Source organism: Curtobacterium sp. AG1037, from assembly GCF_003349855.1.
Lineage (GTDB): Bacteria > Actinomycetota > Actinomycetes > Actinomycetales > Microbacteriaceae > Curtobacterium > Curtobacterium citreum.
The window spans coordinates 53,582-74,998 of sequence record NZ_QQAO01000012.1 but is presented as its reverse complement, the minus strand read 5'-3'; the positions used below and the strand labels follow the sequence as shown (position 1 = coordinate 74,998).

The 21,417-nt window shown below is 72.9% G+C and carries 24 protein-coding genes and 1 pseudogene; 10 read left to right on the top strand and 15 right to left on the bottom strand.

Annotated features, from left to right (window positions below; all coding sequences use genetic code 11):
- Window positions 1-487: 487 nt before the first annotated feature.
- The gene (locus tag DEU32_RS15185) at window positions 488-1,171 is read right to left on the bottom strand and encodes an SDR family NAD(P)-dependent oxidoreductase (protein WP_114851322.1); all 684 of its coding nucleotides are present in this window, start codon (window positions 1,169-1,171) and stop codon (window positions 488-490) included.
- Window positions 1,172-1,244: 73 nt separating this feature from the next.
- Between DEU32_RS15185 and DEU32_RS17590 the strand changes: the two are divergent.
- Window positions 1,245-1,466: pseudogene (locus DEU32_RS17590) on the top strand (manganese catalase family protein); the annotation flags it as partial.
- Window positions 1,467-1,481: 15 nt separating this feature from the next.
- On the opposite strand, the gene DEU32_RS17295 reads toward DEU32_RS17590, so the two are convergent.
- From DEU32_RS17295 to DEU32_RS15170, 3 genes are all read right to left on the bottom strand, one after another.
- Entirely contained in the window at window positions 1,482-1,787 is a 306-nt protein-coding gene (locus DEU32_RS17295; RefSeq protein WP_141859647.1) for a hypothetical protein, read from the bottom strand.
- Between the two features lie 19 nt (window positions 1,788-1,806).
- Complete coding sequence (locus DEU32_RS15175) at window positions 1,807-2,247, bottom strand: Hsp20/alpha crystallin family protein (RefSeq protein WP_058741058.1); 441 nt, start codon at window positions 2,245-2,247, stop codon at window positions 1,807-1,809.
- A 123-nt stretch (window positions 2,248-2,370) separates the two neighbouring features.
- Window positions 2,371-2,865: a MarR family winged helix-turn-helix transcriptional regulator gene (locus DEU32_RS15170; protein WP_058741059.1), complete on the bottom strand. Its 495-nt coding sequence runs from the start codon at window positions 2,863-2,865 to the stop codon at window positions 2,371-2,373.
- Window positions 2,866-2,928: 63 nt separating this feature from the next.
- Between DEU32_RS15170 and DEU32_RS15165 the strand changes: the two genes are divergently transcribed.
- Both DEU32_RS15165 and DEU32_RS15160 read left to right on the top strand, forming a co-directional pair.
- Window positions 2,929-3,456, top strand: a complete 528-nt coding sequence (locus tag DEU32_RS15165) for a phenolic acid decarboxylase (RefSeq protein ID WP_114851281.1) — start codon at window positions 2,929-2,931, stop codon at window positions 3,454-3,456.
- On the top strand, window positions 3,456-4,247 hold the full coding sequence (locus tag DEU32_RS15160; RefSeq protein ID WP_114851280.1) for an alpha/beta hydrolase: 792 nt from the start codon (window positions 3,456-3,458) through the stop codon (window positions 4,245-4,247). The genes DEU32_RS15165 and DEU32_RS15160 overlap by 1 nt, the downstream gene beginning before the upstream one ends.
- 442 nt (window positions 4,248-4,689) lie before the next feature.
- On the opposite strand, the gene mgrA is transcribed toward DEU32_RS15160, so the two are convergent.
- The 7 genes from mgrA to DEU32_RS15125 all read right to left on the bottom strand — a co-directional run bounded on the left by mgrA (window position 4,690) and on the right by DEU32_RS15125 (window position 11,030).
- Window positions 4,690-5,733: an L-glyceraldehyde 3-phosphate reductase gene (gene mgrA, locus DEU32_RS15155; RefSeq protein WP_114851279.1), complete on the bottom strand. Its 1,044-nt coding sequence runs from the start codon at window positions 5,731-5,733 to the stop codon at window positions 4,690-4,692.
- Window positions 5,734-5,803: 70 nt separating this feature from the next.
- The gene (locus tag DEU32_RS15150) at window positions 5,804-6,658 is read right to left on the bottom strand and encodes a MurR/RpiR family transcriptional regulator (protein WP_114851278.1); all 855 of its coding nucleotides are present in this window, start codon (window positions 6,656-6,658) and stop codon (window positions 5,804-5,806) included.
- Entirely contained in the window at window positions 6,655-7,575 is a 921-nt protein-coding gene (phnE, locus tag DEU32_RS15145; RefSeq protein ID WP_114851277.1) for a phosphonate ABC transporter, permease protein PhnE, read from the bottom strand. Before phnE (DEU32_RS15145) ends, DEU32_RS15150 begins: the two co-directional genes overlap by 4 nt.
- Entirely contained in the window at window positions 7,572-8,411 is an 840-nt protein-coding gene (gene phnE / locus DEU32_RS15140; protein ID WP_114851276.1) for a phosphonate ABC transporter, permease protein PhnE, read from the bottom strand. The genes phnE (DEU32_RS15145) and phnE (DEU32_RS15140) overlap by 4 nt, the downstream gene beginning before the upstream one ends.
- Window positions 8,408-9,229 carry a phosphonate ABC transporter ATP-binding protein gene (gene phnC / locus DEU32_RS15135; protein ID WP_114851275.1) on the bottom strand — a complete coding sequence of 274 codons (822 nt, stop codon included), beginning with the start codon at window positions 9,227-9,229 and terminating at the stop codon, window positions 8,408-8,410. Before phnC ends, phnE (DEU32_RS15140) begins: the two co-directional genes overlap by 4 nt.
- On the bottom strand, window positions 9,229-10,254 hold the full coding sequence (phnD, locus tag DEU32_RS15130) for a phosphate/phosphite/phosphonate ABC transporter substrate-binding protein (RefSeq protein ID WP_114851274.1): 1,026 nt from the start codon (window positions 10,252-10,254) through the stop codon (window positions 9,229-9,231). The genes phnC and phnD overlap by 1 nt, the downstream gene beginning before the upstream one ends.
- A 47-nt stretch (window positions 10,255-10,301) precedes the next feature.
- Entirely contained in the window at window positions 10,302-11,030 is a 729-nt protein-coding gene (locus DEU32_RS15125; RefSeq protein ID WP_141859665.1) for an HAD family hydrolase, read from the bottom strand.
- A 234-nt stretch (window positions 11,031-11,264) separates the two neighbouring features.
- Between DEU32_RS15125 and DEU32_RS15120 the strand changes: the two genes are divergently transcribed.
- From DEU32_RS15120 to DEU32_RS15105, 4 genes are all read left to right on the top strand, one after another.
- Window positions 11,265-11,447, top strand: coding sequence for a hypothetical protein (locus DEU32_RS15120; protein ID WP_058741066.1), 183 nt, complete (start codon window positions 11,265-11,267; stop codon window positions 11,445-11,447).
- Between the two features lie 45 nt (window positions 11,448-11,492).
- Window positions 11,493-12,026, top strand: coding sequence for a MarR family winged helix-turn-helix transcriptional regulator (locus DEU32_RS15115; protein ID WP_114851273.1), 534 nt, complete (start codon window positions 11,493-11,495; stop codon window positions 12,024-12,026).
- Between the two features lie 41 nt (window positions 12,027-12,067).
- Window positions 12,068-12,691, top strand: coding sequence for a TetR/AcrR family transcriptional regulator (locus tag DEU32_RS15110; RefSeq protein WP_114851272.1), 624 nt, complete (start codon window positions 12,068-12,070; stop codon window positions 12,689-12,691).
- A gap of 104 nt (window positions 12,692-12,795) precedes the next feature.
- The gene (locus tag DEU32_RS15105) at window positions 12,796-13,599 is read left to right on the top strand and encodes an SDR family oxidoreductase (RefSeq protein ID WP_114851271.1); all 804 of its coding nucleotides are present in this window, start codon (window positions 12,796-12,798) and stop codon (window positions 13,597-13,599) included.
- A 45-nt stretch (window positions 13,600-13,644) separates the two neighbouring features.
- Here DEU32_RS15105 and DEU32_RS15100 read toward each other — a convergent pair whose 3' ends face one another.
- The 3 genes from DEU32_RS15100 to DEU32_RS15090 form a co-directional block, all read right to left on the bottom strand.
- Window positions 13,645-14,205: an MOSC domain-containing protein gene (locus tag DEU32_RS15100; protein WP_114851270.1), complete on the bottom strand. Its 561-nt coding sequence runs from the start codon at window positions 14,203-14,205 to the stop codon at window positions 13,645-13,647.
- Between the two features lie 69 nt (window positions 14,206-14,274).
- On the bottom strand, window positions 14,275-15,390 hold the full coding sequence (locus tag DEU32_RS15095) for a Gfo/Idh/MocA family protein (RefSeq protein WP_058741071.1): 1,116 nt from the start codon (window positions 15,388-15,390) through the stop codon (window positions 14,275-14,277).
- The gene (locus tag DEU32_RS15090; protein WP_180225892.1) at window positions 15,387-16,202 is read right to left on the bottom strand and encodes a sugar phosphate isomerase/epimerase; all 816 of its coding nucleotides are present in this window, start codon (window positions 16,200-16,202) and stop codon (window positions 15,387-15,389) included. The genes DEU32_RS15095 and DEU32_RS15090 overlap by 4 nt, the downstream gene beginning before the upstream one ends.
- A 234-nt stretch (window positions 16,203-16,436) precedes the next feature.
- Between DEU32_RS15090 and DEU32_RS15085 the strand changes: the two genes are divergently transcribed.
- From DEU32_RS15085 to DEU32_RS15075, 3 genes are all read left to right on the top strand, one after another.
- Window positions 16,437-17,732, top strand: a complete 1,296-nt coding sequence (locus tag DEU32_RS15085; RefSeq protein ID WP_114851269.1) for an MFS transporter — start codon at window positions 16,437-16,439, stop codon at window positions 17,730-17,732.
- A 101-nt stretch (window positions 17,733-17,833) separates the two neighbouring features.
- Window positions 17,834-19,153, top strand: coding sequence for a carboxylesterase family protein (locus DEU32_RS15080; protein ID WP_114851268.1), 1,320 nt, complete (start codon window positions 17,834-17,836; stop codon window positions 19,151-19,153).
- An 82-nt stretch (window positions 19,154-19,235) separates the two neighbouring features.
- Window positions 19,236-19,814, top strand: coding sequence for a TetR/AcrR family transcriptional regulator (locus DEU32_RS15075; protein ID WP_114851267.1), 579 nt, complete (start codon window positions 19,236-19,238; stop codon window positions 19,812-19,814).
- A 90-nt stretch (window positions 19,815-19,904) separates the two neighbouring features.
- Here DEU32_RS15075 and DEU32_RS15070 read toward each other — a convergent pair whose 3' ends face one another.
- Complete coding sequence (locus DEU32_RS15070) at window positions 19,905-21,395, bottom strand: hypothetical protein (RefSeq protein ID WP_114851266.1); 1,491 nt, start codon at window positions 21,393-21,395, stop codon at window positions 19,905-19,907.
- Between the last annotated feature and the right edge of the window lie 22 nt (window positions 21,396-21,417).

Genomic DNA, 21,417 nt, shown 5'->3' with positions numbered 1-21,417 from the left:
CGTGCGGAGGGACGAACGGCCTCGTCCGCGAGGACGAAGCGCGCACCGGTCGAGGACCGTGTCGACTGCTCGGAACGTCCGGCCGGCACGAGAACCGTGGCATCATCGCGACGTGACGACCGGTGCTTCCTCCGAGGTCGGTTCGCGCGTGCTTCGCCGCCGCCTCCGGGAGACGAGTTGCCCGACGTGCGGGCATCCGTGGGAGGAGCACCCGGGTGCTCCGACGTCGACGAGCGCGGTCTGCGACGAGTGCGTGTTCGACCGCGACCACGGGCAGGCCGAACCCGGGGCGACCCTGTGCCGTGCTGTCGTCCCCGCGGCGCTGTTCCGACGTGCGCAGCCGGAGCCGATCCGCCCCAGGACCTGGCGGGACCGCTTCATGCGGGTCGCCGCTCGAGTGGTCGAGGCTGTCCTGGACGCGTGGCCGTGACGGACGGGAGGCGCGTGGTCGCGCGACCACGTGCCTCCCGTCCGTCCCGTGGTCCGTCTAGATGGTGAGCTGCCCGCGCACGCGGTGCGCGATCGACACGGACTCGCCGCTCACCGCGGAACGCGGTGAGGCGAGGAACGCGACCAGGTCCGCGATCTGCTGCGGGCTCGACTCCCCGCCGGCCCCCTGCTGCACGTCGGCTGCGGGCTCGTCCGTCACCGTGCCGGGGTTCACGACGTTCACCGCGACGCCGGACCCCACGACCTGGTCGGCGAGGTTCTTCGCGATGATGCTCGTCGCCGCGTTCCGCAGCGAGGTCGTGATGTTCCCCGCGAGGTAGGCGTTCTGCCCGCTGATGACGACGACGCGGCCGGAGCCGGCGCGCTGCTGGTGGGGGAGCACGGCGTTCGCCACCCGGAGGAACCCGAGCGCCTTGCCGTCGATCGCGGTCGCGACCTGCTCCGGATCCGACGCCTTCTCGGGGTCGAGGGTGCCGGCGGCGGGCGCTGCCGTGACGACGAGCACGTCGATGCGGCCGTGCTGCTCGAGCACGCGGGCGACCCCCGCGTCGACGGAGGCCTGCGACGCGGTGTCGATCATGACGGCGTCCGGGCCGCCGGCGCTGCGGGAGGCGACGACGACGGTCGCGCCCTCGCGGCGGAGGGTCTCCGCGACGACGGCGCCGATGTAGCCCTGGCCGCCGACGACGAGCGCGACACGGCCGGTGAGTTCGAGGTCCATGACGGCCACGGTAGGCCGCGCTGACGATGCCCGTCCGCGCGATCCGGCCACCGCCCCCGCGCGATCCAGCCTCCAGTACCTCAACTTCTCCGACGGCGCCGCGGCCGCGGACGGGCCCTGGGCGAGCGGCCCCTGGTTCGACGGCAAGGGCGAGTACTCGTACCACGACGGACCGACGTCCTCTTTACCGATGCCGCCGCCGACGCACCCCGACGTGCGGTTCTCCGGCACGACCGAGCTGCCGAACGTGGTCGAGAAGACCGCGGGGCTCGTGCAGGACACGCTCCACGAGGAGTGGTCCGTCATCCACTCAGCCCGGCAGGGTGGTGATGCTCGTCGTGTCGTCCTCGTGTTCCCGCGGCGGGCGGGTGAGGCCGGTGTACGCGCGAGCTGCCGCCCACCCGGCGACGACCGCGACCGTCCCTGCTGCGGCGGCGATCCACGGGAGCAGCCAGGAGCCGGTCCAGGCCTGCGGGGCGAGGAGCCACGCGAGGAAGCTCCCGACGGTGCCGCCGGTGGCTCCGAGGAGTGCCGCGGTGCGACGGTCGAGGGCCGTCGCGGTGAGGGCTGCCGTCAGGACGCCGACGGCGAGGAGCGCGTTGCCGAGTGCTGCCATCGCTGCCGTGCCCTCCCGGTCACTCGCCCCTCGAGCCGACGGCGAGCTGCTGGGCGCCGCCTCCGGTCGACACCTGGATCTTGCGGGGCTTCGCGGACTCCTTGACCGGGATGGTCACGCTCAGGACGCCGTTGTCGTAGGCGGCGCTGATGCGCTCGGCGTCCAGGTGGTCACCGAGCGTGAGCTGCCGCACGAAGGTGCCGGGCTGGCGCTCGCGCGTGATCCACTGCGAGCCCTCGGGCGCGCCGAGCGTGCGCTCGGCGCGGATGGTCAGGACGGAACCGTCCACGTCCACGTCCACCGAGCCCGGGTCGATGCCCGGGAGGTCGACGTCGAGGACGTAGTGGTCACCGCTGCGGTAGAGGTCCATGGGCATCGACCGGGGTGCACCGGCGCCGGCTCCGAGCAGGGAGCCTGCGAGTCGGTCGAGCTCGCGGAACGGGTCGAACTGCATCGTCATCGAGATCAACTCCTTCGTGGTCCTCGTTGAGTCCCCTCGACTCAACTGGCGTCCGTTTTAGCACTCTTGCCTCAGGAGTGCCAAAGGATCGCTTCGAGGTTGCTGAGGGTCGCGCGGTGCCGGTCAGGGCGCCGGCGGCGGGGTGATCTCGCGGTGCAGGCGCTCGAGCGCGGGGAGGGCCGCGGCGAGGGCGTGCACGTCCTCCGCGGACAGGTGCCCGAGGGCGTCGACGAGCACCGAGGTCGCCGCGTCGTCGTACGTGCGGAGGCGGTCGACCGCGAGCGGGGTCAGGTGCACGGTGGTGCGGCGACCGTCGCCCCCGACCAGTCGACGCTCGACGAGTCCGGACTGCTCCATCGCGGACACGAGGTTGCTCACCGTCGATCGGGCGAGGCCGAGGCGGGTCGCGAGGGCCGAAGGGGCGGCACCCGGAGCGTCCGCGCCCGGAGCCGCAGCGGCTCCGGCAGCCAGGGCGCGGAGCACCTCGACCTGCGCGTCCGGGATGTCGGGCAGGTCCGCCACGGCGCGGGAGGTCCGCAGCAGGGTCCGGCGGAACGGACCGATCCGGTCGCTCAGTCGTCGGGCGATCCGAGCGGTCTCGTCGCCTGTACCCGTCATGCTCGGCAACCTACCAGCAAGTTTTGTTTGCAACAAAACTACTTCGGGAGCACACTCGAGGACATGGACACCACCACCTCGGTCGAGCACCCGGAACCGCCCCAGGACCTCTCCGGCATCGTCGGACACCGGTTCATCTACACGTACGCCAACGGCTGGCAGTACGAGATGTACGTCAAGAACGCCACGACCATCGACTACCGGATCCACACCGGGCACGTCGGCGGCCGGTGGGTGAAGGACCAGACGGTCGACCTAGTCGCCCTCGCGCCGGGCGTCTACAAGGTCTCGTGGAACGAGCCCACCGGCACGAGCGTCGTCGTCAACGTGCTGCCCGAGCAGCGCGTGCTGCACGGCACGATCTTCTTCCCACGCTGGATCGAGCTCGACGGCTCGAAGACCGTCCTGTTCCAGAACGACCACCTGGACGAGATGCAGCGCTACCGCGACGAGGGCCCCACGTACCCGATCTACGTCGTGCCGGAGTTCGCCCACATCACCCGGTTCGAGCACGTCGGCGAGGACGACGAGACCGTCGTCGACACCGCTCCCGGCGACCTGCCGGCCGGCTGGGCGGACCGGACGAACTGATGGGCACCGTGCCACTGCAGGGGACGGACCCCCGCACCACCCCGACGACCCTGGAGCACCGTGGTCGCACGATCCGCGGCTGGCAGTGGGAACCGCAGGACGGCGCCGCCCCGGACGCCCCCGTCGTGCTCCTCGTGCACGGGTTCAGCGACAGTGCCCTCGGCGGGCACCAGCTGTTCGTGCAGACCGCCCGACACCTCGTCGCCCGCGGCGCCCTCGTCCGGAGCCACGACCGGCTCGGCCAGGGTGCCAGCGACGGCGAGTTCGCGGACATCACCCTCCGCGACGAGGTGGAACAGGTCGTCGCGATGATCCGCGCCGCGGACCGGGGGCAGGGCGTGCACGTCGTGGCGCACAGCCTGGGCGCCGTGGAGTCGGCGCTCGCCGCAGCCCGGGTGCCGGAGGCCGTCCGGACCCTGACCCTGTGGTCACCAGCCGGCGTCGTGGTCGACGACATCACCGTGCACGACGCGATCCAGGGGCAGCCCCTCGCCCCGGCGCGCGAGCAGGGGTGGTTCGACTTCGGCGGGATGGTGCTCGGGACGGCGTTCATCGCGGACGTCCAGGACGGGCTCGACGTCTACGGCCCGGCCGCCGGGTACACCGGCCCGGCCGACGTCGTGCACGGCACCGAGGACGCGATCGTCCCGGTGTCGTACGGCCGCCGCTACGCCGAGCTCCTGCCCGGGGCGACGCTCACGGTCGTCGACGGCGCGGACCACGGCTGGTCGGCGGTGCCGTTCCGGCAGCGGCTCCTGGCGCTGCTCGACGAGCGCCTCGGCCTGGCCTGACGTCCCCGGGGCCCTCTGACTCAGGAGACCGGAGCGGCCCGTACCCGATCGGGTACGGGCCGCCGAGCCTACTGGCCCTTCCGCCACAGGTCGTGCAGGAGCCGGACCAGGGTCACGAGCAAGCTCGCGATCCCCAGCCACGGCACCTGACGCCTGCGGTCGGGCTCGGTGTCCTTCGACATCGAGACCACCTTCCGTGTCAGGGCCGGCGGACACGAGGAGCGGAAGCGGCCGAGGGCTGCACACGCGGGCGGACCTGCGTATGCTGGTCCCGAGCAAGTGAACTCGGGGGCGGTCGTGCGCCCTCGGCCTTCCACTCGGAGGGCAACCCGGAGCCCATCACCGTTGCCGCGGTGGTGGGCTTCAGTCTTGCCCGCAGGACGACCCGGCGAACCGCCCCACTGATGTGTAGCGTACCGGGCTGCTGCGCCCGGGCGAGCGGTCAGCTCACCTGGCCCGAGCGGGCGCCCGACCACAGGTCGACGTCGAGCACGCCGACGGAGTGCTCGTCGATCGCCGCAAGCTCGTCCGCGGTGAACGACAGGTTGCCGAGCGCCGCCACGTTCTGCTCGAGCTGCTCGACGCGGGAGGCGCCGATCACGAGCGAGGTCACCCGTTCGTCGCGGAGCGCCCACGCCAGGGCGAGCTGCGCCAGGCTCTGCCCGCGGGCCTCGGCGATGCCGTTCAGCGCGCGCAGGTGCTCGACGACCTCCGGGGTCAGGGAGCCTGCGTCGAGGGACTTGCCCGCCGCGGCGCGCGAGTCCTCGGGGACGCCGTCCAGGTAGCGCCCGGTGAGCAGACCCTGGGCGAGTGCGGTGAACCCGATCACGCCGAAGCCCACGTCGCCGGCGGCGTCGAGCAGGCCCTCGTCCTCGATCCAGCGGTTGAGCATCGAGTACGAGGGCTGGTGGATGAGGAGCGGCGTCCCGAGGTCACGGAGGATCTCGGCAGCCTGGCGGGAGCGCTCGGCGTCGTACGACGAGATGCCGACGTACAGCGCCTTGCCCTGCTGGACCGCGGTGTGCAGGGCGCCCATCGTCTCCTCGAGCGGGGTCGAGGCGTCGAGGCGGTGCGAGTAGAAGACGTCGACGTAGTCCAGGCCCATCCGCTGCAGCGACTGGTCGAGCGAGGCGAGCACGTACTTCCGCGACCCGCCGCCCTGGCCGTAGGGGCCGGGCCACATGTCCCAGCCCGCCTTGGTCGAGATGACCATCTCGTCGCGGTAGGGGCGGAAGTCGTCGCGCATGAGCCGGCCGAAGTTCAGCTCGGCGGCGCCGTAGGGCGGGCCGTAGTTGTTCGCGAGGTCGTGATGGGTGATGCCGAGGTCGAACGCCCGGCGGCTGATGGCCCGCTGCGTCTCGAACGGCTTGTCGTCGCCGAAGTTGTGCCAGTAGCCCAGCGAGAGCAGTGGCAGGTCGAGGCCGGAGCGGCCCGTCCGGCGGTAGGGCATGGAGTCGTAGCGGTCGTCCGCGGCGATGTAGGACATGGTCCCCATCCTGGCCCGGCGTGCCCGGATGCGGCCCGGCGTGCCCGGATGCGGCCCGGTGCGCCCGGCGTCAGTCGGACAGGTTCGCGCTGATCGCGTCGAGCGCCAGTGCCTTCGCCCGCATCGCCACGTCCCCGAGCCGGTCCGCCGTCGCCGCGACGAGCCCCTCGACGAGGATCGCCTGCGGCAACCGCGACGCCAGGGTCAGCTCGTCGCGGAACGTCAGGTCCGGCATCGTCACGACGAGGGCGACCGTGGCGGCCTGCGCGATCGGGCTCCGGCCGAACGCGGTCACGGCGACGACGTCCGCCCCGGCCGCGGTGGCGGCGGCGACGGTTCGGAGCGTCAGCGCGTTCGCCCCGCTCCCGCTCACCACGAGGAGCAGGTCCCCGGGCTCGAGGAGCCGCGCGCTGATCTGCTGTCCGATGACGTCGGACTGCGCCTCGGCGGGGCGACCGATGCTCGTCAGCCGGGCGGCGGCGTCCTGCGCGAGCGGCGCGGACAGGCCGTTGCCCACGATGACGACCCGGCGCGCGTCGGCGAGCAGGGTGACCGCACGGTCGAGCGCCCCGCCGTCGAGGAGCGCCGTCATGTCGTGCACTCGGTCGGCGAGCTGCGTGAACGTCGCGGTGACGATACCGGCGGCACCGTCCGGCGTCGCTCCCGTCGCACGCACCGGAGCGGCTGCGGCGTCCCGCGCGAGCAGGACCCGGAGCTGCTGGTACCCGGAGTACCCGAGGCTCTGGCACGTCCTGACCACCGTCGCGCGCGACGCCCCGGCGGCGTCAGCGACCTGCTGCGCGCTCAGCTCGACGATCTCGGCGGAGCGCTCGAGCAGCACGGCCGCGACGGTCTGCTCGGTCGGCAGCAGGGACGGCATGAGGCTCCGGATGGTGGCGATGACCGCGCCCGGCTGGTCGTTCACGGCTCGACCCTACGGGTCCGGCGCGTCCCGTGACCCCGACGGATCGTCCCGACGAGCGGGAAGCCCCACCGCCCGGTGATGATCCGGGTGCGGACCGCGCCGCTGAGCTGATCGATCGCCATCGTCACGACGACGATCACCAGGAGGAGCATCCCGACGACGTCCCACACGCGGAACTGCACGTTGTCGACGAGCATCTTGCCGATGCCGCCGGCACCGATGAGCCCGAGGATCGCCGACGCCCGGACGTTGATCTCGAAGCGGTACAGCCAGAACGCGAGCACGTCGGGCCGGGCGCTCGGCCACACGCCCCACCGCATCACCTGCCACCGCGAGGCCCCCACGGCCGTCGTCGCCTCGACCGGCCCGCGGTCGACGGACTCGAACGCCTCGTAGCCCCACTTGCCGAGCGTGCCGACGGACCCGATCGCGATCGCCAGCGCCCCGGTCCACGCGGTCAGGCCGGTGACGGACAGCATCAGGACGGCGATGACGACCTCGGGCACCGCCCGCAGCACCGCGAAGACCGCACGGAGCGGGACCCGGACGACCGCGGGCGCGAGCCGGTCGGTCGCGAGCAGGGACAGCGGCAGCGAGACGACGGCACCGAGCACCGTGCCGAACCACGCCATCGCGACGGACAGCAGGGTGGCGGACAGGGCGTCCGGCAGTGCCGACCACGCCGGGGGCAGGAACATCAGCCCGAGCAGGTGCGCGGACTTCGCGGGCAGCGCCGGCAGGGCGCCCCAGTCGAGGTCGACCCCCAACGAGGCGGCGGCGACGACCGCGACGACGGCGACCGCGACGAGCGCCCGGCCGACCCGACGAGGACGGGTCGGGCGCGCGGTGGTGGGGCGTGCCTCCCGGCCGGTGCCGGAGCCGGGGCGTGTCGGGGTCGGGCCGACGGCGACGCTCATCGGAGGAGCCGCTTCCTGGTGACGGAGCTGAGGAGCTCGAGCAGGACGACGAGCGCGAGGACCTCCAGGATGACGGTGCTCAGGTAGTGGTACTGGTAGAACGTCCGCACCTTGTCGATGAGCATGCCGAGCCCGCCGGCGCCGACCAGGCCGATGACGGTGGACGCGCGGATGTTGAGCTCCAGGACGTAGACGACCTGCGACACGGCGGACGGGGCGACCTCGGGGAGCACCGCGGCGCGGTTCGCGCGGAACCAGGTGGCACCGGCCGCCAGGGCGGCCTCCTGTCCGCCGCGGTCGACACCGTCGAGTGCCTCGGACACGAGCTTCACGAGGATCCCGACGTTGAACAGCACCAGCGCGAGGACACCGGACAGCGCACCCGTCCCGACGACCGTCACGAACAGCGACGCGAACAGCAGGTCCGGCACGCTGCGGACGACGTTCATGACGAGACGGACGGCCGCCAGGACGGGTCCGTTCGGGTTCGTCGCGCGCGACGCCGCGAAGGACAGGGGGATCGCGACGGCCGTGCTGACGGCCGTCGCGACGACGGCCATCTGCACGGTCTGCAGGAGCGCGGGGAGCGTCTCCGGGATGAACGAGTAGTCCGGCTGCACCAGCTGGACCAGGGTGGCGGACGCGTTCCGCGCGTTGGTCACGAGGGCTGCGACGTCGACCTGCACGGCGATCGCGGACCACACGGTGATCGCGGCGACGACCGCCACGACGGCGAGCGTGCGTCCGAGGGTGCGTGGCCGGCGGGGACGGCCCGTGCCGTCGGCCTGGAGGCGCGGGGTGCGTCCGCCGGACCGCGTCGCGTCCGCCGTCGTCACAGCTGCACCGCCGGCGCGTCGAGGACGTCCTCGGCGGTGAGGGACCGGCCGTAGATCGCCTCGAACACCGACTCGTCGGCGTCGGCCCCGGGGCCGTCGTAGACGACCTCGCCGGCGCGGAGCCCGACGAGCCGGGTGCCGTACCGACGGGCGAGGTCGAGGAAGTGCAGGTTCACGACGACCGTGATGCCGAGCTCGGCGTTGATCCGCTGCAGGTCGCGCATCACGACGTGCGAGGTCGGCGGGTCGAGCGAGGCGACCGGCTCATCCGCCAGGACCACCCGCGGCCGCTGCGCGAGGGTCCGGGCGATCGCGACGCGCTGCTGCTGCCCGCCGGACAGCTCGGCGGCGCCCACGTACGCCTTCTGCACGATCTCGACCCGCTCGAGGGCCTGCATCGCGAGCTCGACGTCGTCCCGGCGCCACGCGCCGAGGAGCGACCGCCAGGCCGAGGTGTGGTGCAGCCGGCCCATGAGCACGTTGTTCAGGACGGTGGTCCGCTTGGCGAGGTTGAACCCCTGGAAGACCATGCCGACGTCCGCGCGCAGGTCCCGGAGCGCCCGGCCCCGGAGGCCTTCCACCCGGGTGTCGCCGACGGTGATCCCGCCGGAGGTGATCGGGACGAGGCCGTTGATCGTGCGGATGAGCGTCGACTTGCCGGCGCCCGACAGACCCACGACGGCGACCATCTCGCCGGGGGTGATGTCGAGGTCGATGCCGCGCAGGCTGTGGTGGCCGTTCGGGTAGGTGACGCCGACGTCGGAGAAGCGGATGCCGGCACCTCCCCGCTCGCTGTGGGTCCGGTCGGGCGTCGTCATCAGCCGAGCCCGATGGTCGCGGCGGTCTGCTGCGTCTTCGTCAGCGCCTCCGGGTCGGCGTCGGTCAGCCCGGTGATCTGGTAGATCGCGGTGAGCGCCTGCTTGCCCTCCGCGGTGCCGGCGTAGTCCTTCATGGCCGTCGTGATCTTCTGCTGCCACTGCTTGCTCAGGCCGGAGGACAGCGAGACGCCGTCGTTCGGGATCTCGTCGGTCAGCGCGAACACGACGACCTTCTTCCCGACGTCGGGGGTGTCCGTCGCGACGACGCTGCGGGCGTCCCAGTAGCTCGTGCCGACCTCGGTGTCGCCGTTGTACACGGACAGGACGCTCGCGTCGTTCGCGGTGACCTGGGTGACCGAGACGTCCTTGTCGACGTCGAGGCCGGCGGCCTTCATCGCGGCGACCGGGAAGATGTAGCCGGCGGGCGAGGCGGCCTGCAGGAGCGAGATCTTCGCACCCTTGAGCTTCTTCAGCGCGTCGAGCCCGGCGGGACCCGTGCCCGACTGGGTGCCGTTGCAGTACAGCATCCCGTTCGTGCCGGCGACGGGCGTGTCCGAGCAGTACTTGTCAGGGTCGTTCGTGAAGAACTGCGCGGCGTAGCTGTGCTTGCCGTTCCGCTCGGTCTGCAGGGCCGGGACCGCGCCGTACTTGTCGCACGCCTGGCTCATCTGCAGGCTCGGGAGCATGCCGATCTGGGCCTGGTCGCTGCCGATCGCCTCCACCGACGCCTGGTAGTCCTGGGTGATGACGCCCTTCACGGGGATGCCGAGGCGCTTCGTGAGGGCCTCCTCGAGGGGCTTCACGGTCTCGACGAGCTTCTTCGCGTCGCCGGACGGCACGAGCGCCAGCGTGAGGGACTTCGGCGCGGCGGCCGAGTCGTCGGAGCGGCCGGTGCACGCGGCCGCGGCGGTGCCGGAGGATCCGGCGGAGGCGGTCTGCTGCGAGGCACCGCAGCCGGAGAGCGCCAGCGTGGCGAGGAGGGCGACGCCCGTGGCGGTCGCGAGCGTGGTCGTGCGGAGGGGCATGACGATTCCGTTCTGGTGTGGGGCTGAGCGGGTGTGGTGTGGTGCGGTCAGGAGGCGGCGGGCACGGGGACCGCGGCGGGGTCCCGGGACCACGCGGCGATGTCGGCGTAGAGCTCGGGGAACGACCGGGCGACCAGGTCGGCGGGCCCGGCGGCGTGCCCGAACCGGTCGATCAGGGCGGTCCGGCACCCGGCGGCGCGTGGCGCGGCGAGGTCGTTCGCCCAGATGTCGCCGACGGACAGCAGGTCGCCCGGGCGGCGGCCCTCGAGCAGTCGGGGGAGCAGGAGGTCCCAGCCCCCGGGCTTCCGGGCCTCGGCGTGCACGGCGTCGACGACCTCGGTGAGTCCGAGGACGGCGAGCGTCTCGAGCACGCCGGCGAGGGGCGCGTTCGTCACGAGCACCCGGTCCGCGTGCTCGCCGATCTCGGCGAGGTGTGCGGCGAGTCCCTCGGGGGCGGTGACGGCGAGGCGTCCGTCCGCGAGGGCCGACCGGCTGCGGCGGTAGGCGTCCTCGAGCAGCGGTGCGGCGGCGGGGTCGGCGGCGACGGCGAGCTCGGCGACGGCCTCGTACCCGTCCGCCCACGCGGGGGCGTCCGGCGCACCGTCGAGGAAGGCGCGGAGGCCGTCGCGGACCGTGTCGGCAGCGGTCTCCAACCCGCGTCCCCGGAGCGCGGCCGTGACCTCGTCCGCGTACGCCCACACCGGGGCGTCGCCCGTGCACACCGTGCCGTCGAAGTCGAGGACGAGCACGGGGCGGGGGGTGGTGGCGGAGGACACATCGGGCAGCGTAGGGCCGGATGGACGATCAGTTCACGAGTTTTGACGACTGTGAAACATGCGTTCACGAGGTGTTCACAGACGGCTGCGGTCGTCGCTGTCGCCGCTGGTGGCGTCGCTGCTCCCGTGCAGAATGTACAGAAATCGAACAGTTCGTTGCACAAGTAGTTCGCGTCGTGAAACAGTTCTCGCGTCCGGACGAGGACGACCACGACACGGGAAGGCGGGATCACAATGCACAGCACGTACACCGGGATGCCGCACACCACACGAGCCGGCGCGACGCACACCCGCGTCGGTCTGACCGACCCCGCGGTCATCGACGCCTACGTCGAGCGCCGGATCCAGGACCCGTCGCTCCTGTCGCGCCGCTCCGAACCGTCGTACGCTGACTTCTTCACGGCCACCGCGGTCTGACCCGCCGCGTCGGCCGACCACCCGACAGAGAGACCGCACGAGCCGATGCCGCTGACCGTCGTCCGCCGAGAGCACACGCACCTCTACGCCCGTGAGCCCCGTTCGCGTGCGGCCAAGGTCGCCGTGGACGCCCTCCTCCGGCTCCAGCACGCCGAGGAGCAGCAGCTCGAGCAGGCGCGGACCGAGAGCGGCCTGACGAAGAACGAGTTCCTGGCCGTCCGCTACCTGCTCCAGGCGCACCGCGACGGACGGTCGATGGGACCGAAGGACCTCGCGGTCATGCTCAGCGTCTCGAACGCGTCGGTCACGAAGATCGTCGACGGACTCGTCGCGAAGGGCGACCTGGTCCGTGCGCCGCACCCCACGGACCGCCGGGCCCAGGTGCTCGAGCCGACGGTGCAGGCCGCCGCGAAGATCGACTCGTCGTACGCGCGGTTCCACGAGGCCGTGGTCGAGGTGATGGACCACCTGTCGAGCGAGGACAACGCCGTGCTCACCCGGTGCCTCGACCAGATCACCGACGCCCTGGTCGGCGGGCGGCCGACACCGGTCGACGAGTACACGGTCGACCCCGCCTGACCCGGGGTGGCGCGAAAACCTTCCAGCGGTAAGTTGGGGGGATGACGCACGAGGTCGACGAGGACGCGACCCCACCCCGACGCGGTGGGTACCGCAAGGGTGCCGAGCGACGTGCGCAGATCCTCGACGAGATGATCCGGATGGTCGCCGAGCAGGGCGTCGACGCATCGTCCCTGCGCTCCGTCGCCGATGCGCTCGGCATCACGCACGCCGCACTCCGGCACTACTTCCCGAGCCGCGACGACCTGCTGCTCGCGGTGTACCGGGAGCACGAGGTCCGCGAGCAGGGCGCCCCCGACCGGCTGAAGTCGGCGATCGGCGACATGCGGGAGAGCGCCTCGCGCAACCGCGGGGTGCCGGGGCTCGTGCAGCTCTACACGACCCTCGCGGCCGACGCCGTGCAGGAGGGACACCCGACGACGCGGGACTTCATGCGGGAGCGGTTCACCCGCCTCCGGGCGGACCTGGCGGAGCTCATCGCGGCGGACCAGGCTGCCGGGCGGATCCGGGCAGACCTGGACCCGATCGACCTGGCGAGCCTGAGCATCGCGGCGTCCGACGGCCTGCAGGTGCAGTGGTTGCTCGACCCCGACGCGGTGGACGGCGAGCGGGTGCTGCGGCTGCTCGAGTCGATCGTCCCGCCCGGAGCGCAGCCCGCCCCGTAGCCGTCACCACGGTCGCGGTGCCGGCCACGGGCGGACGGGAGGCACGTGCCCGGCCCGCCCCGCGCCTCCCGTCCGGTCGCACCCACCGGGTGTACCCATGGAGCATGCCCCGATCTCGCAGCCCCTTCCACGGCCTCCGTGCCCTCGTCACCGGCGCGAGCGGCGGGATCGGCGAGGAGCTCGCACTCGGCCTGGCCGCCGCCGGTGCCGACGTCGTGCTCGTCGCCCGGTCCGCCGGCCGGCTGGACGCGCTCGCGTCCCGGATCCGCACGGAGCACGGCGTCGAGGCGACCACGGTGCCCGCTGACCTGGCGCAGGCGGACGGCGTCGACCGGGTCGTGTCGGCGCTCGCCGACGTCCGGGTCGACGTCCTCGTGGCGAACGCCGGCGTCGGCGACCACGGCGCGTTCGTCGCCGCCACCGACGAGCGGCTCCGCACCCAGGTCGACCTGAACTGCACGGCCGTCGTCCGGCTCGTGCACGCGTTCCTGCCGCCGATGCTCGCGCGCCGGGTCGGCGGGGTGATGACCGTCGCGTCGACCGCCGCGTTCCAGCCGACCCCGTCGATGGCGGTCTACGGCGCGACGAAGGCGTTCGTGCTGTCGTTCACCGAGGCGCTCTGGCAGGAGTCCCGCGGGTCCGGCGTGCGCATCCTGGCGCTCTGCCCGGGACCGACGTCGACCGGGTTCTTCGACGCGGCGACGCGCGGCGGCGCCCAGGGACGGTTCCTCGAACGTGGCCGGCAGACGGCGGCGCAGGTCGCGGCGGTCGGGCTCCGGGCGTTCGGTCGCGCCGGCGGTCCGACGGTGGTGTCCGGCGGGGCGAACGCGGCGGTGGCGAACGTGCACCGGTTCGTGCCGCGGTCCCTGATGGCGAGGATGTCGGCGATCGCGATGTCGGGCGACTGACCCCGGCCCGGACCTCGTGACTGCCCGCCCGCGACGACGGCGGGGTCAGACCGGCTGCAGCGGCTCCTGGACGCCCTCGGGCAGCTCGACGACGACGGGGTCACCGGCACGCACGACGCCGCCCGCGAGCACGACGCCCATCACGCCGCCCTTCCGCTCGACCGTGCCGTCCTCGGCCCGTCCGAGCACCCGGCGGAGCAGTCCCGGGTCGTGGTCGTTGATCTGCTGGCAGGGGTTGCGCAGTCCGGTCACCCGCACCCGTGCGTCCGCGCCGAGGTGCAGGACCGTGCCGGTCGGCAGCCCGAGCAGGTCGACGCCGCGGGTGGTCACGTTCTCGCCGAGTTCCCCGGGTGCCACGTGGTGCCCGGTCGGCTCGAGCTCGTCGAACAGCTCGGCGTGCACGAGGTGCACCTGCCGGAGGTTCGGCTGCGAAGGGTCCCGCGCCACCCGGGAGCGGTGCTGCACGGTGGTGCCGGCGTGCGCGTCCCCCTCGATGCCCCAGCCGGCGACGAGGACGACCTCGTCGACGACGGGCTTGCTGAAGCGGTGCTCGTCGTCCCTGCTCACCGCGACGACGTGCGGTCCCTCGTGCTGTTCCCCGGTCACGGTCCCATCTTGGCGCACGGACGGCCGGCCCCGACAGGGGACCGGCCGTCGTGGTGGTGCGGGTGGTGCCTAGGCGTCCACCGAGGCGGTGAGGACCGCGGCGGCGGGGTCGAAGTCCTCGGGCAGCGGTGCGACCCGCTCGACGGACGACTCGATCGTGACGGCGGACCCGGACTCGGCGGCGTCGCGGATGCCGAGCAGCACGTCGAGCACGTGCAGCGCGACCTCGCCCGAGGCACGCTCGGGGCGATCCTCGGCGATCGCGCGGGCGAGCTCGACGACGCCGGTGCCCCGGCCCCAGGTGGAGCCGACGGCCTCGAGCGTCTCCGGCTCCTCCTGCCCGTAGCGCCAGAGCTGCGAGGAGCCCTCGAACGTGTTCGGGTCGGGGAGCGAGATGGTGCCGAGCGTGCCGTTGATCTCGACGAAGCCCATACGGGGGAGCGCGTGCTGGAACGAGAACGTCGACTGGGCGGACTGCCCGCCGGCGAACTCGATGAGCGCGGCGTGGTGCGTGGGGACCTCGACCGGGAACGTCTCGCCGGCACGGTCACCGGACGCGATGGTGCGGCGGTCGAGCGACTTCGACGAGACGGCCTGCACGCGCGACGCGGCGCCGAAGGCGTGCACGAGCGTGGTGACGTAGTACGGGCCCATGTCGAACAGCGGGCCGGCGCCCTTCGCGAACAGGAAGTCCGGGTTCGGGTGCCACGCCTCGGGTCCCGGCACGTGGAACAGCGTCGTCGCGGTGAGCGGCTCGCCGATGTCGCCGCGGGCGATGGCCCGGAGCGCCGTCTGGATGCCGGCGCCGAGCACGGTGTCCGGCGCCGTCGCGACGCGCAGCCCCTTCGCCTTCGCCGATGCCAGGACCGCGGCGGCCGAGTCGTGGTCGGTCGCGATCGGCTTCTCGCTCCAGACGTGCTTGCCGGCGTCGATGATCTGCTGGTCGACCTCGGCGTGCGCCGCCGGGATCGTCAGGTTGATCACGATCGAGACGTCGTCGCGTGCCAGGAGCTCCTCGACGGTGCCCGACGCGGCGACGCCGTAGGCCTCCGCCTGGGCGGCGGCGCGGTCGAGCAGCACGTCGGCGACGAAGCGGACCTCGACGTCGGCGAACTGCGTCAGGTTCTCGAGGTACTGGGTCGAGATGTTGCCGGCACCGATGATGCCGATCCCGACGCGGCTCACGCGGCGCTCCCGGCGGTGTCGTTCGCCTTCAGCCACTCGAGCGACTCGGTGATGCCCTGGAAGACGTCGCCGGAGTAGGCGTCGAACTCGACGACGCGGATCGCCTGCGGCGCGGCGGCGAGGATGCCCGCGACGTCGACGTCACCCTGGCCGGCGGGGGTCTGGTTCTCGAAGGCGCGCTGCAGGGCCTCGGGCACGACGAGGGCGCTCTCCGACGACGGCAGCGCGGTGAGGATGTCACCGTCGACCTTGCCGTCCTTGACGTGGATCGCGACGACGCGGTCCCCGAGCGAGCGGAGCACGGCCGGGGCGTCCGCGCCGCCGACGGTCGCCCAGAAGGTGTCGACCTCGAGCACGGTCTCCGGCGCGAGCTGCGACACGAAGTGCTCGTAGACGCTCTTGCCGTCGACCTTGTTCGTGAACTCCCACTGGTGGTTGTGGTAGCCGAACTTGAGGCCACGCGACGCGGCCTCGGCGGTCAGGACGTTGACACGCTCGGCGATCTTCGCGACGTCGTCGGCGGTCTGCCAGCGGTCGGTCGGGATGAACGGGTCGATGACTGTCTGGATGCCGAGGCGCTCGGCGGCGTCCCAGATCGGGGCGGTGTCCTCGGCGTCGATCACGGCGACGTGGCCGGACGGGGCCGTGAGGCCCGTGGCGGCGAAGGCCTTCTCGAGGTCCGCGGCACGCTCGACGAACGCGTACGGCTCGACGTTCTCGTAACCGATCTCGCGCACCCGGGCGATGGCCTTGTCGAGGTCTTCGGCGATGGCGTCGCGCAGCGAGTAGAGCTGCACAGAGGTGATGGGCATGGCAGAGGGCTCCTTCGATCCTGTCTGGGTGTCGCGGCATCGGATGTCGCAGCCCGTCGAGGAGCGATGCTCCCCGGCGAGACCGATCCCGACGCTACCCCAAAAACCACCCGCTGTGTAGTTTTCCTCGGACGGTGCCTCAGACGCTGGGCAACAAGCCGACACGTGTCGTTGTATGCTCATCGACGTAAAACCTTGTAGGACAAGGTTTTTGCATCGACTCAAGGAGGCGTCATGAGCACACCCGAACCCAGCGGCCCGGCCCTGTTGGACCCGGACGAGGGCATCACCCAACCGGTCAGCACGATGCGGGTGGGGATCGGCTACCAGATCGCCCTGTTCCTCGGGCAGTTCGGCCTCTTCGTGGCGCTCATGGCCCCGGTCTACGTCAGCATGCAGCTCAAGGCGCAGGCCCTGGTGGGCGAGGACGCCGCCACCGTGATCGGTTCCGTCCTGCCGATCGGCGCGTTCGGCGCGCTCCTCATGAACCCGCTCGCCGGCGCGCTGTCCGACCGCACCCGCACGCGCTGGGGCCGTCGCCGACCGTGGCTGGTCGGCGGTGTGGTCCTGTTCGCGGTCGCCCTCGTCTGGATCGCCTACGCGCCCGACGTCCTCAACCTGACGCTCGGCTGGCTGCTCGCGCAGATCGCCGCGAACGCGACGCTCGCCACGCTCCTCGCGAGCTTCGCGGACAACGTCCCGCAGGTGCAGCGCGGCCGGTCGTCGAGCATCATCGCGCTCGCCCAGAACACGGCCGTGCTCGCCGGCACCTACCTCTCGGTGTTCTTCGTCGCGAACCTGCCGGTGCTGTTCATCGCGCCCGGCATCCTGGCGATCTTCCTCGTCCTCGTCTACGCGTTCGTCGCGCGGGACGACCTGCCGACGTACCCGCTCAAGAAGTTCACCTGGCTCAACCTGGTGTCGTCGTTCTGGACGAACCCGATCAAGAACCCGGACTTCGCGTTCGCGTGGTGGTCGCGGTTCCTCATCATCCTCGCGACGTTCATGTTCACGACCTACCGGCTGCTCTACATGCAGGAGCACCTGGGCATCGCGGACGCGAAGGCCGCGACGGAGGCCGTCGCCTTCGGCGTGCTGCTCTACACGGTCGCCCTGCTCGTCAGCGCGGCGCTCTCCGGCTGGGCCTCGGACCGGCTCGGTCGCCGCAAGGTGTTCGTCGGCGGGTCGACGGCGCTGTTCGCGGTCGGCCTGGTCGTGCTCGCGCACGCCGAGACCGTCACCGGCTTCTACGTCGCCGAGGTCGTCATGGGCTTCGCGTACGGCATCTACTCGGCCATCGACACGGCCCTGGTCGTGGACGTCCTGCCGAACGCGGACCGTCCCGGCAAGGACCTCGGGGTGATCAACATCGCGAACGCGCTGCCGCAGTCGCTCGCCCCGGCGATCTCGCTGTTCTTCCTGTCGATCGGCAGCACGCACGCCGACAACTACACGCTCATGTGCTGGGCCGCCGGAGCGGTCGCCCTGCTGGGCGCGCTGGTCGTCATCCCGATCAAGCGGGTCCGGTAGCGCCCGTCGCGACACGCGACCACCCCGCGGACGGGAGGCACGGTGCCAGCATGCACCGTGCCTCCCGTTGCGTCCCCCGGTCACGTCGGTAGCGTGAGCCGGTGCCGTCTCCCGCAACACGCTCCTTCGATCCCCCTGCCGGACCGCTCACCGCCGTCGTCGACGGCGACGTCACCCGCGCGCTCGGCATCCCCTACGCGCGAGCCGAGCGCTTCGCGGCGCCGGAGCCGGTCCCGGCGACCACCGAGCCGTACCCGGCGACCACGCCCGCGCCAGTCGCGCCGCAGCGGAGCTCGCCGGCCGTCGACCAGCTGCTGCCGCCGATGGACCTGCAGGTGGACGAGCACTGCCAGCGGCTGAGCGTCACGGTGCCGAGCGACGTCCGACCCGACGAGCGACTCCCCGTGATGGTGTGGATCCACGGCGGGTCGTACGTGATCGGCGGCGGCGACCTGCCCATCCACGACCCCCGGGACCTGGTGACCGAACAGCGCGTCGTCGTGGTGACGGTGACCTACCGGCTCGGCGTCCTCGGGTTCCTCGGAGACGGCGAGACCGTCCCCGCGAACCTCGGGCTGCTCGACCTGATCGCCGCCCTGCGCTGGGTGCACGAGAACATCGCGGCCTTCGGCGGTGACCCGGACGCCGTGACGGTGTTCGGTCAGTCCGCCGGTGGCGACGCGACAGCGCACCTGATGATCAGCGAGGGCGCACGCGGGCTGTTCCGCCGGGCGATCGTGCAGAGCGCCCCGCTCGGGCTGTCCCGGGGTCGCGCGCGCATGACCCGGGCGGTGCTCCGGGCCGTCGGGACCATCGGGCCGGACACCCCCCTGGACGAGGTGCTCGACCGGCAGGTCCGCGGCGAACGGGCCGGCGGGGTCTTCGGCCTGGCCGGGGCGATGCCGTTCGGGACGCAGTACGGCCACGCGCCGCTGCCCGCCGAGCGCGTCACGGACCGGGCGTGGCGGGCAGTCGCCCCGGAGGTCGACGTCCTCGTCGGCTCCGGGTCCGACGAGACCGGCATGTACGTGCCGATGATCCCCGGCGTCCGGACGCTCGCCCGGTGGCGTCCCGCGCGGTCGCTGCTGCGGTGGCTCGTCGTCCGGCCACTGTCCGAGGTCGTCTACGGCCGGGACGTCCGTCGGTTCGCGGCACGGCACCGGGCCGCCGGTGGGAACGCCGTCGCGTACCGACTGCTCCGCGGGGCCACGGCCACGCCGACCGGGGCCGTGCACATGAGCGACGTGCCGATGCTGCTCGGCGGGCGGGAGGCCTGGGTGGGCAGCCGCTTCGTGCCGGAGCGGGACTGGCCGGAGGTCGACCGTCGCGGGCGGGCGCTCCGTGCGGTGTGGGCGGAGTTCGCCCGGACCGGGCGGGTGACGGCGGCCGACGACGAGACGATCGCGTTCGACCGCGGGTAGGCGGAGCCGTCCGGTGCTGCCTGCTCGGTCCGCCCCCGAACGGGCGGTCGCGTCCCGGGCCGACCGTGGGCAGGATCGACGCATGTCCGCTGACCTCCGCGCCCGCATCGTCACGGCCGCGGTCGACGCCTTCCGCACCACCGACTTCCACGCCGTCGGTCCCGACGAGGTCGCCTGTCACGCGGGTGTCGACGTCGCCGAGGTGCACCGGGCCTTCCCCACGTGGGACCTGCTCGTCGTCGCGGTCGTCGACCGCTGGGCCGCCGCCACCGAACGGGCGCTGTGGCCGGTGGCCGAGCAGGAGGGCGCCGTCGCCTACCTGCGCGCGCGGCTCGAGGCCGGGCAGCGCGAGCCAGGACTCGTGCGGCTCCGGATCGCGCTGCTGAGCGCCGCCTCCGGTCCCCGGCACCCGGCGTCGGGGTGGTTCCGGACGCAGTACACGCGGTCGTTCGAGGACGTCACGCTCGCGCTGGTGCGCGACGTGGTCGCCGGCCGGGAGGCACGTGGTGCGTCCCCGAGACACGCTGCGGAACAGCTCGTGGCGCTCTACGAGGGGCTGCAGCTGCAGGCGATGCTGCGCGAGGACGCCGACCTGCTCGGCGGGTGGGACCGGGCGGTCGCGCGGATGCGGGCCGGGTGGGCGGTCGACGTCGCGGCGTGAGGACCCCGTGTCGCGGCGTCGGTGCGGGCGCCGGGCCTGCTGGCACCGGGCCGGGGGGCGTCAGGCCTGCGGGCGTCAGGCCTGCTGGTGTCAGGCCGAGAAGGCCCGGACCAGGTGCGGTGGCGTCGCCCGCACGACGGCGTCGACCATGCGACGGCCGCGCCACCACTCGTCTGCACGGAGGTGCAGGGTGTTGCCGGCCCCGTCGACCACCGTCACGCCGAGGTCGCCGCGGCGGCCCACGACCGCGGCCTCGGCGAGGTCGACCATCCGCGCAGGCAGCCCGCGCGGTCGCAGCGTGACCCGGGTGCCGTCGACCTCGAGGTGCGCGTCGGCGAACGCGGGCAGGAGCGCGGTGCGGTGGACGCTCCGTCCAGCACCCGGACGCGGGGGGAACCACACCCGCTCGGGGGCCGGCACACCCGGCGCAGCGTCGACGTGGTCCAGGCCGTGTCGCTCCGCCAGGGCGGCGAAGTCGGCGTCGGCGTCCTGGTCGACGCACACGACGAGGGTCCCGAGCGCGTCCGCGAGGGCGCTCCGGAGGTTGCTGAGCTCGGCCGGGGTGACCGGACCGTCCACCGGCTGAGGAGTCGGCAGGCCGCGGAGCCGCATGAGCACCTCGGCCGAGACCCGGAGGTCCGCGCGGAACGCCGCATCGGTCGCGTTGACCGCGCGGGCCGCGTCGATGCGCGCGGTCGTCGACGTGCTCGGCCCGCTCGCCGCCAGGCGTCGGAGGGTCTCGACGACGACCGTCGCCGCCGCCTCGGTGTCCGCCTCGACCGGGTCCGCGGTGACGACGACCACGGAGCGCTCGCCGTCGAGCGCGACCGAGTGGGAGTCGATCGCGTACGCGACGCCGGCCTCCATCCGGAGCGCGTCGAACACCTCGTGCTCGAGGACGGCCTCGAGCAGCGGCGCGACGCGGGCCGGGACGACGACCGACGCTGCGATGCCATCGAGCGGGGACTCCACGAGGGCACCCGTCCGCATCGGGCCCGTCCACGGCTGCAGCGGTGCGGCCGGCGGTCCGGGCGGCAGCGCGAGGTCGACGGTGGCGGGCGGCACGGCTCCGCCGGCGACCGACACGATGGCGTTCCCGGCGACGAGGTGGTGCTCCACCCAGCGCCGGACCTCGGCAGGCGTGATCCCCGCGACGGGAGCGGCACCGGCACCCGATCGCCCCGGCCCGGCGGGACCGAAACGCGCGGTGTGCACGGACGGGACCATCTCGTCGGCGCGGAGGGGGTCCTCGCGGGCGACGATCCGGCGCTCGCGCTCGACGGTCTCCTCCGACACGTCGAGCACGGCCCGGACGGCAGCGGCGAGACCACGCACCAGGTCCAGGGCCTCCTCCGTGGTGGTCGTCACGACCTCGAACACGGTGATCCGGTCCTGGGTGACGGCGTTGTGCGGCGCGGCGATCGGGAGCGCGGCACGGACGACCAGGTGCTCGACGAGGTGTGCGACTCCGGCGAGCAACACGGGTTCGTCACACGTCCCGGCCCCGAACACGAGCCGCGCCGTGACGGGTCCGATGGTCGGTGCGTGGACGATCGGGACGGGGTGGGTCTGCTCGGGCACACGCCATGCTGGCACGCACCCG

Coding starts and splice junctions, on each gene's coding strand:
- phnD (WP_114851274.1), bottom strand. CDS start 10,254: ATGCCCCTCCGCACGACCACGCTCGCGACCGCCACGGGCGTCGCCCTC.
- DEU32_RS15085 (WP_114851269.1), top strand. CDS start 16,437: ATGAGCACACCCGAACCCAGCGGCCCGGCCCTGTTGGACCCGGACGAG.
- DEU32_RS15120 (WP_058741066.1), top strand. CDS start 11,265: ATGCACAGCACGTACACCGGGATGCCGCACACCACACGAGCCGGCGCG.
- DEU32_RS15105 (WP_114851271.1), top strand. CDS start 12,796: ATGCCCCGATCTCGCAGCCCCTTCCACGGCCTCCGTGCCCTCGTCACC.
- DEU32_RS17295 (WP_141859647.1), bottom strand. CDS start 1,787: ATGGCAGCACTCGGCAACGCGCTCCTCGCCGTCGGCGTCCTGACGGCA.
- DEU32_RS15160 (WP_114851280.1), top strand. CDS start 3,456: ATGGGCACCGTGCCACTGCAGGGGACGGACCCCCGCACCACCCCGACG.
- DEU32_RS15090 (WP_180225892.1), bottom strand. CDS start 16,202: ATGCCCATCACCTCTGTGCAGCTCTACTCGCTGCGCGACGCCATCGCC.
- DEU32_RS15115 (WP_114851273.1), top strand. CDS start 11,493: ATGCCGCTGACCGTCGTCCGCCGAGAGCACACGCACCTCTACGCCCGT.
- DEU32_RS15175 (WP_058741058.1), bottom strand. CDS start 2,247: ATGACGATGCAGTTCGACCCGTTCCGCGAGCTCGACCGACTCGCAGGC.
- mgrA (WP_114851279.1), bottom strand. CDS start 5,733: ATGTCCTACATCGCCGCGGACGACCGCTACGACTCCATGCCCTACCGC.
- phnE (WP_114851277.1), bottom strand. CDS start 7,575: ATGAGCGTCGCCGTCGGCCCGACCCCGACACGCCCCGGCTCCGGCACC.
- DEU32_RS15165 (WP_114851281.1), top strand. CDS start 2,929: ATGGACACCACCACCTCGGTCGAGCACCCGGAACCGCCCCAGGACCTC.
- DEU32_RS15185 (WP_114851322.1), bottom strand. CDS start 1,171: ATGGACCTCGAACTCACCGGCCGTGTCGCGCTCGTCGTCGGCGGCCAG.
- phnC (WP_114851275.1), bottom strand. CDS start 9,229: ATGACGACGCCCGACCGGACCCACAGCGAGCGGGGAGGTGCCGGCATC.
- DEU32_RS15110 (WP_114851272.1), top strand. CDS start 12,068: ATGACGCACGAGGTCGACGAGGACGCGACCCCACCCCGACGCGGTGGG.
- DEU32_RS15170 (WP_058741059.1), bottom strand. CDS start 2,865: ATGACGGGTACAGGCGACGAGACCGCTCGGATCGCCCGACGACTGAGC.
- DEU32_RS15075 (WP_114851267.1), top strand. CDS start 19,236: ATGTCCGCTGACCTCCGCGCCCGCATCGTCACGGCCGCGGTCGACGCC.